15 protein-coding genes are annotated in these 13,298 nt (G+C 62.8%); 13 read left to right on the top strand and 2 right to left on the bottom strand.

Annotation, left to right across the window (positions count from 1 at the left end):
• Nucleotides 1-8 precede the first annotated feature (8 nt).
• Genes NKI37_RS10220 through NKI37_RS10230 form a run of 3 tightly spaced genes read left to right on the top strand, consistent with a single transcriptional unit; the run spans nucleotide 9 to nucleotide 3,138 of the window.
• Entirely contained in the window at nucleotides 9-863 is an 855-nt protein-coding gene (locus tag NKI37_RS10220) for a sugar phosphate isomerase/epimerase family protein (protein WP_023682776.1), read from the top strand.
• Nucleotides 860-1,723: a PfkB family carbohydrate kinase gene (locus NKI37_RS10225; RefSeq protein ID WP_352787512.1), complete on the top strand. Its 864-nt coding sequence runs from the start codon at nucleotides 860-862 to the stop codon at nucleotides 1,721-1,723. The genes NKI37_RS10220 and NKI37_RS10225 overlap by 4 nt, the downstream gene beginning before the upstream one ends.
• A complete protein-coding gene (locus NKI37_RS10230) occupies nucleotides 1,666-3,138 on the top strand; it encodes an NAD(P)/FAD-dependent oxidoreductase (RefSeq protein ID WP_245263073.1) in 1,473 nt (490 codons plus the stop codon). Before NKI37_RS10225 ends, NKI37_RS10230 begins: the two co-directional genes overlap by 58 nt.
• A 178-nt stretch (nucleotides 3,139-3,316) precedes the next feature.
• On the opposite strand, the gene NKI37_RS10235 is transcribed toward NKI37_RS10230, so the two are convergent.
• Nucleotides 3,317-4,411 carry a LacI family DNA-binding transcriptional regulator gene (locus tag NKI37_RS10235; protein ID WP_023682773.1) on the bottom strand — a complete coding sequence of 365 codons (1,095 nt, stop codon included), beginning with the start codon at nucleotides 4,409-4,411 and terminating at the stop codon, nucleotides 3,317-3,319.
• Nucleotides 4,412-4,623: 212 nt separating this feature from the next.
• Between NKI37_RS10235 and NKI37_RS10240 the strand changes: the two genes are divergently transcribed.
• From NKI37_RS10240 to NKI37_RS10285, 10 genes are all read left to right on the top strand, one after another.
• Nucleotides 4,624-5,466 (top strand): ABC transporter substrate-binding protein, encoded by an 843-nt coding sequence (locus NKI37_RS10240; RefSeq protein WP_352787702.1) that lies wholly within the window; start codon nucleotides 4,624-4,626, stop codon nucleotides 5,464-5,466.
• Nucleotides 5,467-5,560: 94 nt separating this feature from the next.
• On the top strand, nucleotides 5,561-7,102 hold the full coding sequence (locus tag NKI37_RS10245) for an amino acid ABC transporter permease/ATP-binding protein (RefSeq protein WP_023667755.1): 1,542 nt from the start codon (nucleotides 5,561-5,563) through the stop codon (nucleotides 7,100-7,102).
• Between the two features lie 60 nt (nucleotides 7,103-7,162).
• A complete protein-coding gene (locus tag NKI37_RS10250; protein ID WP_352787515.1) occupies nucleotides 7,163-8,290 on the top strand; it encodes an NAD(P)/FAD-dependent oxidoreductase in 1,128 nt (375 codons plus the stop codon).
• 193 nt (nucleotides 8,291-8,483) lie between these two features.
• Nucleotides 8,484-8,699: a hypothetical protein gene (locus tag NKI37_RS10255; protein WP_023667757.1), complete on the top strand. Its 216-nt coding sequence runs from the start codon at nucleotides 8,484-8,486 to the stop codon at nucleotides 8,697-8,699.
• 13 nt (nucleotides 8,700-8,712) lie between these two features.
• On the top strand, nucleotides 8,713-8,958 hold the full coding sequence (locus tag NKI37_RS10260; protein ID WP_352787518.1) for a hypothetical protein: 246 nt from the start codon (nucleotides 8,713-8,715) through the stop codon (nucleotides 8,956-8,958).
• A 175-nt stretch (nucleotides 8,959-9,133) separates the two neighbouring features.
• Nucleotides 9,134-9,358, top strand: a complete 225-nt coding sequence (locus NKI37_RS10265; RefSeq protein ID WP_023667759.1) for a hypothetical protein — start codon at nucleotides 9,134-9,136, stop codon at nucleotides 9,356-9,358.
• A 100-nt stretch (nucleotides 9,359-9,458) separates the two neighbouring features.
• The gene (locus NKI37_RS10270; protein WP_023682769.1) at nucleotides 9,459-9,602 is read left to right on the top strand and encodes a hypothetical protein; all 144 of its coding nucleotides are present in this window, start codon (nucleotides 9,459-9,461) and stop codon (nucleotides 9,600-9,602) included.
• Nucleotides 9,603-9,612: 10 nt separating this feature from the next.
• Nucleotides 9,613-11,379 (top strand): thiamine pyrophosphate-dependent enzyme, encoded by a 1,767-nt coding sequence (locus NKI37_RS10275; RefSeq protein WP_352787522.1) that lies wholly within the window; start codon nucleotides 9,613-9,615, stop codon nucleotides 11,377-11,379.
• A 56-nt stretch (nucleotides 11,380-11,435) separates the two neighbouring features.
• A complete protein-coding gene (locus tag NKI37_RS10280; protein WP_245263072.1) occupies nucleotides 11,436-11,600 on the top strand; it encodes a hypothetical protein in 165 nt (54 codons plus the stop codon).
• Between the two features lies 1 nt (nucleotide 11,601).
• Nucleotides 11,602-12,471 (top strand): SDR family oxidoreductase, encoded by an 870-nt coding sequence (locus NKI37_RS10285; protein WP_023815136.1) that lies wholly within the window; start codon nucleotides 11,602-11,604, stop codon nucleotides 12,469-12,471.
• 305 nt (nucleotides 12,472-12,776) lie between these two features.
• Here NKI37_RS10285 and NKI37_RS10290 read toward each other — a convergent pair whose 3' ends face one another.
• The gene (locus tag NKI37_RS10290) at nucleotides 12,777-13,289 is read right to left on the bottom strand and encodes an OmpA family protein (protein WP_352446588.1); all 513 of its coding nucleotides are present in this window, start codon (nucleotides 13,287-13,289) and stop codon (nucleotides 12,777-12,779) included.
• Nucleotides 13,290-13,298: the final 9 nt, after the last annotated feature.

The raw sequence follows: 13,298 nt of genomic DNA on the forward strand, positions 1-13,298 counted from the left end.
GAGCCTTCATGCCGCAGCTCGCTGCTCATCAGCTGATCGGAGCCAATTTCAGCTTCCAGCACTTCCCCTTCGATGAGGTCGCCAGGACGATCCGAGGCTTTGGCCTGCGCGAGATCGAGCTGTGGGGGATTGCCCAGCATCTGGACCTGTTCCACGCCACGGACGCACGTGTCGAATCCGTTCGCCGGGTACTCGCCGACAACGAGCTGTCGGCCTGGTGCTTTACGCCTGAGCAGGTGTTGTATCCAATCAACATTGCCTCCGGCGACGCCGCACTGCGCCAGGACAGCATCGAGCGGTTTTGGCGTGCAGCCGACATCTGCGCGGCGCTTGGCGCCCGCTATCTCTTCCTGACGCCCGGCCGGGGCTACGAGAGCGAACCCCGGCAACCGGCATGGGACCGCGCGGTCGGTTCGATCGGCGAGATCGCCCGGCGCGCCGCCGCAAACGGGGTGCGCTGCCTGCTCGAGCCGTTGCAGCGGTTCGAGAGCAACCTCGTCAATGATGCGGCAGGCCTGCGCCAAATGCTGGATGAGGTGGGCGCCGGCAACGTCGATGTCGTGCTCGACACTGTCGCCATGGCCACGGCCGGCGACACCGTGGCCGGCTATGTCGACCTGTTCGGCTCGCGGCTGGCGCATGTCCATCTGGTCGACGGCACACCAGGCGGGCATCTGGTGTGGGGGGATGGTACGCTGCCGCTCGGCCACTATGTCAGCGAGCTCGCGCGCCTGGGCTATGCCGGAAAGTTCACCTTCGAGCCGTTCGGCAACGGCTCCTACGCGCTCGATCCGGTAAAAGCCTGGACACGCTGCCTTGGCGCCATCGCGCCATACCTCAATTGCGCAACGGTGCCGGCATGACGTCGAAGAAGCTTATCGCGGTCGGGGACAATTGCCTTGATGCCTATTTGACCAACAACTTGATGACGGTGGGCGGCAACGCCTTGAATGTCGCGGCGCAATGGCGGCGCAACGGCTGGTCCGCGCGCTATTTCGGCGCCGTCGGGAACGATCCCGAAGGCGACGTGGTGCTTGCCGAACTGCAAGGTGCCGGCCTATCCCCGGACGACGTCGAACGGCGTCGCGGCGATACGGCCGTCACCTTGCTGCGCGATGAATCCGGCGACCGGAAGTTCCTGCACGAATCCTTCGGTGTGGGCGAAAACTACATGCCGGCGCCCGCGCATTATGCGGTCATCGCCGCGGCCGACTGGGTGCATCTCGGCACCAACGCCAACAAGCACCTTGTTCAACGATTGGTGGCGGACCATGTGCCGTTCAGCATCGATCTATCGACTGCCCATATGGCGCTGCCGCTCGACGGTGTCCCGCTTGTGTTTGCGTCCGGACCGGACGATGTCGATGTTCCCATCGAGCCATCGCTGGGCGCGCTCAGGGCGGCCGGCGCAAGGCAGGTAGTTTTGACCTGTGGTCGACGCGGCTCCTACTTCGACGATGGCACGAATGTCGTGCATGCGCCGGCGACCCTTGTCGATGTCGTGGATACGTGTGGCGCCGGCGACAGTTTCATTGCCACTTTCCTCGCCAGCTTCCATTTCGGCGGCCTCGGCGCCCTGGAGGCATTGCACAGGGCGTCGATCGCGGCGGCGCAGACCTGCACCCATCTTGGCGGGTTTCCCCAGAGACCGCGTCCGATACCCGATTGGCTGCCAGCCAAATATGCCAGCTTCATTGTCGATGCGCAGGGAGCCCAAGCGTGAGTACAATTCGTTTGCGGCAGCCTGCGGTCGCGCTTGCATCTGACCGGTCGTTTTGGCTGCAGGACATTGCCGCCGCCCCTGCGACCGAGCCATTGCGAGGCGACGAGCGCGCCGACGTGGTGATCGTCGGTGGCGGCTATACCGGTCTGTGGACGGCGCTGCGGATCCTTGAACTGGCGCCGCAAACGCGGGTGGTGATCCTTGAAGCCGATCTATGCGGATCGGGGGCCTCGGGGCGCAACGGCGGTCAGGTCCATTCATGGTTCGCCGAAATCGACCAGATCAGTGCGGTCGTCGGTCTCGAGGAAGCGCGCCTGCTGTGCGCCGACACGGTGGCATCGATCGCGGAGCTGAAGACGCTGCAGCAAAACGGCACCATAGACATGGACCTGAGGCTGGACGGATGGTTGTGGACAGCAAGCTCCATTGCGCAGGAAGGCGCTTGGGAGACCGCCGTGGCCTTGACGGCGGCTGTTGGAGAAAACCGTTTCAGCCCGCTGACAGCCGAGGACATTCAACGCCGCACCGGTTCATCGGCCTCCTATGTCGGCGTGGTCGAGACCACTGCCGGCACGGTCCATCCCGCCAAACTTGCCATCGGATTGCGCAAGTTGGCACTGGCACGCGGCGTCATCATCCATGAGCGCAGCCCGGTCCTCGCCATCGAACCCGGCATGACATGCACGGTGCGCACGGCGCATGGCGCGGTACGGGCTGACAAAATCGTGCTTGCCGCCAACGCCTGGCTTTCCGCGCTGCCGGAACTGCGGCGGCATCTTTATGTGGTCGGCAGCGAGGTGATTGCCACTGCCGCCGTTCCCGAACTGCTCGACAGCATCGGCTGGCGCGACGGTGCCTCGATCTGCGATTCCCAGGCCCAGGTGCTCTACTACCAGCGCACCATCGGGGGCAGGGTGGTCTTCGGTCGTGGCAGCGGCAACGTCGCCTTCAGTGGAAATTTCGGCGCCAGCTTCAACCGCAGCCCGGAGCACGGCCGCGACAATATGCGAGAGCTGCATCGGGTCTACCCGTCGCTGCGCGGTGTGGCGATCGAATATGACTGGTCGGGGCCGATCGACTGCGTGCCTGAACACGTTCCTGTCTTCGACCACCTGCGCGATCATCCCAATATCTTCTACGGCATGGGATTCAACGGCACCGGCATCGCGCAGACGCCGATAGCCGGACGCATTCTGGCGAGCCTGGTGCTCGAGCGAAAGGATCGCTGGAGCGAAAGCGGTCTGGTCGGCATCGAGCGGCGCATGTCGCTGCCGCCCGAGCCTTTGCGTTATCTCGGCGCCAGACTTGTCCGCGCGGCGGTGGGCCGCAAGAACGAGGCCGAGATCCGCAACCGCAAGGCGGGCAGGATCACCAATCTTGTGGCGGCCCTGAAGCCAGGCAGGCGCAAGAATTAGCCGGGCATCTGGCTCATCGTCACGCTCTTCAAACCATGAGCCGGCACGTGCCGTCCCGATGACGGTGGACGCGGCATTGCGATCAGGGTGTTTGCTGGGCTTCATTGACGTACATTCTTAAAGCGGAGTGCGTCGACCTTGTTCTAACGTATTCATGTGGGCCGTACCGCCGTCACGCCTATGCTTGGCGCACTTGCGGCTTTCCATTTGAGGGCGGGCCAACGGATCCGCGTGCAATGATGGCGGTCGGCAAAACGAGCCTTTCCGCCGGGCGGGAATCTCCCTTCAATCGTCGGATGAGCAATTCCGCGACGCTCTTGCCAAGCGCGTAGACGGGCTGGTCGATAACGGTGATGGGCGGCGTGGTGACGCTCGTCCAGTCCGCATCATGGAAAGTGATGAGCGAAATGTCGTCGGGAACCCGCAGGCCGCGCTCGCGGGTCACCTTGAAGATCTCCAGCGCAATGACGCTGTCGGAGGCGAGGATCGCCGTCGGCCGATCCGGCGCCGACAGCATCTCGCCGGCAACCCTGCGCGTTTCGGTGGGGCTTGTCGCGCCAAGGCGAACATAGCGTTCTGGCCGATCAAGTCCGGCCTCTCGGCACACGGTGAGGAAACCGTCGATGCGCTCACGGACCGACGAGGTGTAGATCTGCCCGAGATCCCGGTACTCGTGCCCTTCGGCGTCGACCGCGGTTACATAGGCGATGTTGCGGTGGCCGGCATCCGCTAGAAAGCGGGTCGCCAGCATGGCGATGCCGCGATCGTCGGTCGTGACCGTATCGACATCCAGATCTGCCAGCGCCCTATCCAGCAGGGCAAGCGGTCGGCCCGAGCGGTGGATATCGCGCAGGTGCGCGATGTCGCGCGATTCCGACGGCGTGACGATCAGCCCGTCGACGCGCTTGCCGATGAGCAGTTTCACGGCCGCCTTTTCCGCCTCGATCTTCTCGCCGGAATTGGCCAGGATGACGTTGAACCCGGCTGCCTTTGCCGCGTCGCTGATGCCGCGTACCGCGAGGCTGAAGAACGGGTTCTCGATGTCGCCGACAACCACGCCGATGATGCCGGAGCGGCCGGTCGTCATGCTGCGGGCGAGCTCGTTCGCACGATAGTCCAAGGCCTTGGCCGCGGCCATGACTTCCGCGCGGATCATTTCGCTGACGACGCCGTATCCGCCGAGCACGCGCGCGGCTGTCGCTTTCGAAACATTGGCCGCGCGGGCGACGTCGCTGACCGTTATCGACGGGGTCTTGGGGGCGGTTCTTTTCATCGGATGACGACTACAAGAGTTGTTGACGGGAGGTCAACGTGGCGATAACGATTAACAAAGAGACCGGTCTCACGCAATATGAGACCGGTCTCTTTAAAAGGAGTGGAGCCGAGAGGCGTGACGGACCGTGACTTCGGCAAGGCATGTCGGCGCGCCAGATGGCGGCTCGACGGAAATACCAACAAGAACAGACCTTCAGAGTGGAGAAAGACATGAGCAGGAAAGAAATTCTCAAGTCGTTGATGTGCCCGGTCAGAACCGGCGCAATGGCTCTTATGGCGATGTGCGTCGGCGCCGGGCTCGTTTCAGGAGCGGCCGCCGCGGATGACAATCCCTATGGCCTCATTGATGCGAAGGTCATCAGCGTCGGAACCATGGGCGATGCCAAACCCTACGCTTTCACCCAGGCCGATGGGTCGTTCACCGGCTTCGACATCGAATTGTTCCGCAACGTCGCGAGCCGCCTTGGCTTCAAGCCCGACCAGGTGATCTTCACCGGCCAGGAATTCTCGGCGCTTATGCCTTCGGTTGCAAACGAGCGCTTCGATGTCGCGGTCGCGGCAATCGGCACGACGGAAGCACGCAAAAAGACCGTCGACTTTTCCGACGGGTATATCGCAGGCTATCTCTCCGTGCTTACCGCAGACAAGTCGATCACGTCGGCGGACGGGCTCAAGGGCAAACGTCTCGGCGTCGTGCAAGGCACGCTCCAGGAAATCTACGCGGCGAAGAATTTTGTCGGAACCGATCTCGTCAAATTCCCCGACAACAACTCCGCCGTTTCGGCGCTTAACAACGGAACCGTGGATGCCCACTTCCTCGATTACGAGGCTGCCAAGGACTATGGCGTTCGCTATCCGAACCTGCAGATCGCGGTCAATATTCCTTCCTTTGACGCGCCGGCCGGCTTCGTCCTGCGCAAGGGCAACGACAAGCTCCGCAATGCGCTGAACACCGCCCTTCACGCGGCCATGCAGGACGGCACCTGGAAAACGCTTTATGAAAAGTGGTTCCCCGGCTCGCCGATGCCCGACCAGTATCTTCCCAAGAAGTAGACCGTACCCGGCCGCTGGCTCTCATGCCGGCGGCCGGATTACGCCGCCGTCCTTGATGCGGACGATGTGAATAGCGCAACCGAAAGGGGGGCGAATGAACTGGCTCGAAAACCTGCGGCGCAGTTTCCTCGACTGGCAGGCCATGGCGGACGTGCTGCCCAGCATGATCACCATCGGATTGAAGAACACCTTGATCCTCGCCGCCGCGTCGACGGTGCTGGGTGTCATTCTCGGCATGATCCTGGCGGTCATGGGCATCTCGCAATCGCGCTGGCTGCGCATTCCGGCGCGGGTCTACACGGATATATTCCGTGGGCTGCCGGCGATCGTCACCATCCTGCTGATAGGCCAGGGCTTTGCCCGCATCGGCCGTGAAATCTTCGGCCCTTCGCCCTTTCCGCTCGGCATTCTTGCGCTGAGCCTGATCGCCGGCGCCTATATCGGCGAAATATTCCGCTCGGGCATCCAGAGCGTCGAGCGCGGGCAGATGGAGGCCTGCAGGGCGCTCAGCATGAGCTACGGCCAAGGCATGCGCCTGATCGTGATCCCGCAAGGCATCCGCCGCGTCTTGCCGGCCCTCGTCAACCAGTTCATCGGCAACGTCAAGGATTCAAGCCTTGTCTACTTCCTCGGTCTGCTCGCCTCGGAGCGCGAGATCTTCCGTGTCGGTCAGGACCAGGCAGTGGTCACCGGAAACCTCTCGCCATTGCTTCTGGCCGGCGTGTTCTATCTCGTCATCACCGTGCCGTTGACCCATGTGGTCAACTACATCGACAACTCGCTGCGGGTCGGAAAGCAAAAGGCCGGCCTCGTCATCAGCGGCCTGGCCGAAGTGAGCGAACTGGAGGGCGCCACCGGCAGTGCACCTTCGGAGGCCGGCTCTGATGCCCGCTCAGCGCTGCCCCGCTTCAAGGGCGGCAGTCTCGCCATCACCGATCTCGACATGGCCTATGGCGACCTCGATGTTCTCAAAGGCGTCAGCCTGGCAGTCAAGCCTGGCACGGTCACATGCGTGATCGGCCCATCAGGTTCGGGCAAGTCGACCCTGCTGCGCTGCCTCAACCGCCTGGTCGAGCCCAAGGGCGGTGAGGTGTTGCTCGATGGTGCGAGCATCCTGGCGATGAAGCCTGAAAAACTGCGCCGGCGTGTCGGGATGGTTTTCCAGCAGTTCAATCTGTTTCCCGACCACACCGCGCTCGAAAACGTCATGCTGTCGCTGACCAAGGTAAAGGGGCTCCCTGTACAGGAAGCTGAGCGCATCGCCGAGGCGCGCCTTGCCGACGTCGGGCTTGCGACCCGCAAACACCATCGTCCAGGGAGCCTTTCCGGTGGCCAGCAGCAGCGTGTGGCAATCGCTCGTGCATTGGCGATGGACCCGGAGGTCATCTTGTTCGATGAGGTAACAAGCGCACTCGATCCCGAACTGGTGAAGGGCGTGCTCAACCTCATGGCGGATCTCGGCCGGCGCGGCATGACAATGGTCGTGGTGACACATGAAATGGGCTTCGCCCGCAAGGTCGCCGATCAGGTCGTCTTCATGGATGAAGGCCGCATCATCGAGGCCGGCACGCCTGCAGCGATTTTCGACACGCCGAAAAGCCCACGTCTGAAGCACTTCCTTGCCGAAGTGCTTTGATCACGCATGAGCCCTTCAAGACGGCCGCCCAAACCAACCTCCACCAGTGAAAGATATCTCATGGCTGCATCACATCAGGTTTCCAAGGTCGTTGTCGTCGGCGGCGGCATTTTTGGCGTCTCCTCGGCCGTTCATCTTGCAAGGCTCGGCATCGAGACCGTGCTGGTCAATGATGGACCGCTCGCCAAGGGAGCTTCCGGCCGCTCGCTCGCCTGGATCAATTCGGCGCGCAGGCGCTCGGCTGAATATCATCGCCTGCGCATGATCGGTATCGACCGCTACCGCAGTTTGTCGGCGCGATGCCCGGATGCCGCCTGGCTGCGTTTCGACGGTGGCCTGACGTGGGATGCGGACGATGCCTCAAACGAGATCGCCGATGTCTTCGCTCACGAAAAACGTCTCGGCTATGATGCGCAGCATCTGTCCGCGGACGCCATAAGGTTGGTCACGCCGGGTGTCTGCGCAAGCGCTGTCACGCCTCAAGGCGCGATCTTCAACGCGGGTGAGGGCTGGGTCGACCTGCCGTCGCTGATCGAAATATTGATCGCGGAATTCGTGGAGCGGGGCGGCCAGGTGGTCACCGAGGCCGGAAGCGCTACCGTCATCGTCGCCAACGGCCGCGCCACCGGCGTCACCACCACCAGCGGGGTCAGCTTCGCCGCCAACGCGGTGCTTCTGGCGACCGGTGCGGATGTGCCGCGAATGGTTGCCGTGGCCGGTCAGCGTATTGCCGATGGGACACCAATCGCGCTGCTGGTCAGGACCAAGCCAGTCGACTTGCCGCTACGCGCCGTGCTCAACACGCCGCGTGTCGCCATCCGGCCGACGCCTGATGGCGCCCTCGCGCTCGATTCTGCCTGGTCGGAAGAACAGGTGGTAGTCAATCCGGACGGGACTTATCGCGTAAAAGCATCGACCATCCAGGGGCTTCTCGACGAAGCGTCGAATGTTCTCGACGGTCATCCGAAATTGGAATTGGAGAGCTACGGTGTCGGGCCCAAGCCAATCCCCGGAGACGGCGAGCCGGTCTTCGGCCAGTTGCGGGAGATCGAGGGGTATTACGTCGCCTTCAGCCACAGCGGCGCAACACTTGGCTTGATTGCCGGCGAACTGCTTGCAACCGAGATCGCCACCGGAACAGAGCACCCACTCCTTGCAAGCTTTCGACCGTCTCGATTTTCACTTTAGCCCGCCAATTCGCCTCGGAATGGGATGTAATGTGGCATGCTTGGAGTTTCGCTAGCCGAGACGGCGGCCGCCTGGCCGCTTACGCGCACCGAACCTGACACAGCGAATATGTTCCGGAACATTTTCTCCACGTTGAAGTTGGACAGCGCCAGGACCGTCTTTCGTCCAAGCTCAACCAGCGCTGAGAAATTCCATGACCAACCAACACCCCAAGACTAAACAGCCCACGGACAAGGATCTGCGAGACAACCCGGGAATCGGCACCTCGAAGGGCGCGGTCAAGGGCGGCGATATGCTCGACGAGAACGATGCTCTCGATGGGGACAATACGTTCGAAGGCGATGTCGAGAACGACGTCACGCCTCAGGGCGGCATCAACCCTGACCAGACCGGACGCACGAACAAGTAGGAGGCACCTTGCCATGGCCGGCCGGAAGACCCACGAGCAGCAGCTGCGCATCATCGAAAAGCGCGAGAACACCAGCAATGCCGGCGACGATTTCAATGCCGAGGATGAGCTGAAGAGATCCAAGCAGGAGCGTGAGGCGCGGCAAGACGGCGCCAATCTACGCGACGAGGGCGTGGGATTGACCGACAAGGACGATCGCCAGATGATCCGCGGCGAAAACCAGGAGAGCGAGCACCACAAGCGCAGGCAGGACGACTAAGCCTGCCGTCTTTTTAAAGCTATCGAGGAGCCATGCCAGACTACCGGCACGCCAGGCACCGCATGGTCGAGGCGCACATCGCCCGCCGCGGTGTGCGCGACGAACGAGTCCTTTCGTCACTGAGGCGGAATCCCGCGCGGGAAATTCGTCGACGAGGGGTGCGAGGAGTTCGCCTATGGGGACGGTCCGGGCGGCGTTGCGCTCTGGCTATAGGGACCTGCGAAGACGCGACCTGAACATCGGCCAGCTCTGCCGCGAGCGCTTTTGGCGATCAGGCAGCCTCGGCCACTACGTGCAATCCTCGGCCTCGCAACAGTTCGATGCCTTCGTCTGGTTCGATCGCACCTCGCCTGTTCAGCCGCTGACTGCCGAACACGCCTCATCGAGTGGTAATACCTGACACGTTTCCCTTGGGCACCTGAGTAGGCGGCCTTGCCTTCGGGCACGGAACATCTCACCGACTTTCTGGTTAGGCAGGCCGGATGAAGGGAGCTTTGCGCATGGCCACTAATTTGGAAGACGGCAAGACCGCTCAATCTTCCGACGAGTTGCATGGCAGCAATCGCGGCGGCAACAAAGACCAGCGTAAGACTGACAAGACCGCGAACAAGAGCAGCCAGGCGGCGGGATCCGCATCGCGGTAAGGACTGAGACATGCCGACCGCCGCGGACATCCTCATCGAGACGCTGATCGACTGGAACGTCGATATCATCTTTGGCCTGCCGGGCGACGGCATCAATGGCATCATGGAGGCGCTGCGCAAGCGGCAGGACCGCATCCGCTTCATTCAGGTGCGGCACGAGGAATCCGCGGCCTTCATGGCGTGCGCCTACTCAAAATGGACAGGCAAGCTCGGTGTCTGCCTCGCAACTTCCGGCCCTGGCGGCACACACCTCCTGACTGGACTCTACGATGCCAAGCTCGACCAAGCGCCGGTGCTCGCCATTACCGGCATGCAGTTCCACGACCTTATCGAGACCTTCACCCAGCAGGATGTCGACTTGACGCGCGTCTTCAGCGATGTCGCCGTCTTCAACGCGCAGGTCTCCGACGCGGCGCATATGGAAAGCCTGGCCGGTCTCGCCTGCAGGTCGGCGCTGGCACGTCGCGGCGTTGCGCATCTGTCGATCGCCAGCGATGTGCAGGAGCACACGCTCGACCAGGCCAAGCGCTCGAAGCGCAACAAACCGTCGCATACGCCGGATCGTTGGTTCGAAGGAAGCAGGCTTCCCGACGAAGAACAACTTGCGAAAGCCGCCGAGATCCTGAACGGGGCGACGAAGGTCGCGATCCTCGCCGGTCGGGGCGCGCTTGGTGCCAGGCACGAGTTGGAAGAGACGGCGGAGCTGCTTGGTGCCCCCGTCGCAAAGGCCTTGCTCGGTAAGGCTGCCATGCCCGACGATCACCCGCTGACGACTGGCGGCATCGGAATTCTCGGCACGCTGCCGTCGCAGGAAATCATGGAGGAATGTGACGCGCTGCTCGTCGTCGGCTCGACCTTTCCCTACATCGAATACTACCCGAAGCCGGGACAGGCGCGCGGGGTTCAGATCGAGCGCGACCCGCAGCGCATCGGCCTGCGCTATCCCGTTGAGGCCGGCCTTGCCGGCGATGCCGCCGTGACGCTGCGATTGCTGAACAAGCGCCTGAAGCGCAAGGATGATCGCAGCTTCCTCGAGAATGCGCAGGCGGGCATGCGACGCTGGCGCGAGATGATGGCGCAGTCGGAGCGAAAGGCCGCCACTTCGCTCAAGCCCCAGGTGGTCACACGCGCATTTGGGAAACGATTGCCCGATGAGGCGATCCTGGTTGCCGATTCCGGCCAGAACACCGAGATGGCGGCCCGCCATATCGAACTGCGTGACGGGCAGGCTTTCGGCGTCTCGGGCGCGCTGGCCTCGATGGCATGCGGACTGCCCTACGCGATCGCCGCGGGCCTGGCCTTTCCCGGCCGGCCGGTCTTCGCGGTCGTCGGCGACGGCGGTCTCGCGATGCAGCTCGGAGAGTTCTCGACGGCAGTTCGGTACCGGGTCCCACTCAAGGTGCTCGTGCTCAAGAACGGCATGCTCAATCAGATCGCCTGGGAGCAGATGATGTTCCTCGGTAACCCGCAATTCGCCTGCGAACTCCAGCCCATCGACTTCGCCATGGCCGCCGAAGCCATGGGCGGCATTGGCTACAGCGTCTCTCGCGCCGAGGAGGTGGAAGGCGTTCTCGACTCTGCCCTGGCTGCTGAGGGTCCGGTGGTCATCGAGGCCGTGGTCGACCCGTACGAACCGATGATGCCACCGAAGATGCCGCCGGATTATGCGAAAAATTTCCGCAAGGCGCTACCGGATACCCCCGGACGCGCGGAAATCGAGGCGAATATGGCGCAAGAGCCGCTGAGGTCGATGATTACCGCCGGCGAGAAAGACTGACCAGCCACACAAGAAGCAGCGGACCAGCATCCATGACGACGAAGAAGGAGCACGAGTTGAACAAGACCGACAGCGGCACCGCAAATCGCAGTTCGCCGGACCTCATGGGCGCCGGCCAAGCGTGCAAGGCCGAGGAATGGGGAGGTGGCTCGAAAGCCGCCAAGGGACCGATCACGGAACCGGATCGACACAACCGCAACTCCAGCCAAAAAAGGAGCTGACATGCAGGATGCCCAGCAGAAATATCCTCAGCCGCCGCTTCCCGAACAGCAGCAGGACATGCCCGGCTATACCGACGAGATGGATCCACGGCCCGACCACGGAGAGGAGAGCTATCGCGGCAGCGGTAAGCTGACGGACCGCGTCGCGCTGATCACCGGCGCGGACTCGGGCATCGGCCGGGCGGTGGCTATCGCGTTTGCACGCGAAGGCGCCGACGTCATGATCTCCTATCTTGAAGAGGACGAAGATGCGCAGGAGACGGCGCGCTTGGTCGAGGAAGCGGGGCGCAAGGCGGTGCTCGCACCCGGCGACATCTCGGACGAAATCTTCGCGCGGTCGCTTGTGCAGCGAGCTATCGATGAATGCGGGCGCCTGGACATCCTCGTCAACAATGCAGCCCACCAGGCGTCGTTCGAGAAGCTGGAGGACATCAGCGCGGAGGAATGGGATCTCACCTTTCGCACCAATGTCTATGCGATGTTCTATCTGTCCCAGGAAGCAGTGAAGCACATGGAACCCGGCTCGACCATCATCAACACATCCTCGATCAACGCGACCAGTCCCTCGCCGGCACTGCTTGCCTACGCCACTACCAAAGGAGCGATCGCCAACTTCACCGCCGGACTTGCAGGACTGGTAGCTGAACGCGGCATTCGGGTAAACGCGGTCGCTCCCGGGCCGATTTGGACGCCGCTGATCCCGTCGACAATGCCCTCTGAGAAGGTCAAGGAGTTCGGGAAGAACACACCGCTCAAGCGCCCCGGGCAACCGGCAGAGCTTGCAGCGACCTATGTGCTGCTTGCCTCGGAAGGATCGAGCTACACCACCGGCGCACTCTACGAGGTCACCGGTGGACGGCCGATGCTTTGAGCGAGCGTACCTGCCAGCTCCACGGCGCCCACTCCCGGTAGCACACCGACATGTGGCGAGGCTCATGCGCGATCAGGATCGCGGACAACCGCCACGTCCGCAAACTGGTCGAGGCGCATGCCGAAGCCACCCACCAGACCCTGAACCGGAGGTTGGTAGACGCGAGGCTGACTTCATTCCGGGTTCACCGGAGCGTCAGCTTTCGGGGAGGGGCAAACGCTGGGTGAATGTCCCCGATAGGCGCATTGCAGCCATGCCGCCGTCGCGTTGTGAGACTGATTTGGCGACCAGCAAAACAGCAGCCTCTACGACTCGTCCCTCTCATCGCGCAAATTAGACACAACGCGGCGGTTCTGCGACCTGCAGGCGGAGTCGGGGCAGTCGCGGACGAGCCTGTCCTTGCCGTAGCCCTTGGCCCACATGCGGTTCCGGTCTATGCCGCCGGCGGCGAGGTAGTCCATCACCGCATCGGCGCGCTGCTGTGACAGCGCCGTTTCACTTGCGCCGGGATCGTCGGCGAAACCCTGCAGCTTGAGCAGCCAGCGCGGATGCTTTGTCAACCAGGCGATCTGGGTGTCGAGGGTGGCCTTGGCGACAGAATCGAGCGCGGCCGAACCTTTCGTGAAGTAGGTGCGGCGGCCGACATTGAGGATAAAATCCTCCTCGCTGCCCGGCTGCACGTTCTGGAAGCCGGCAATCTCGGCGTTGGTGACGTCGGGCGTCGACGGGGCCAGCGTGTTGCTGGTCGAGCAGGATGCGGTCAGAACCAGCAGGCCGGCGGCGAGCAGCCGGCGCGTGTTTTCAATCATGCGGTTCATGATGCGCCA

It is taken from the genome of Mesorhizobium sp. M0626, from assembly GCF_040320665.1.
In the GTDB taxonomy this organism is placed as follows: domain Bacteria; phylum Pseudomonadota; class Alphaproteobacteria; order Rhizobiales; family Rhizobiaceae; genus Mesorhizobium.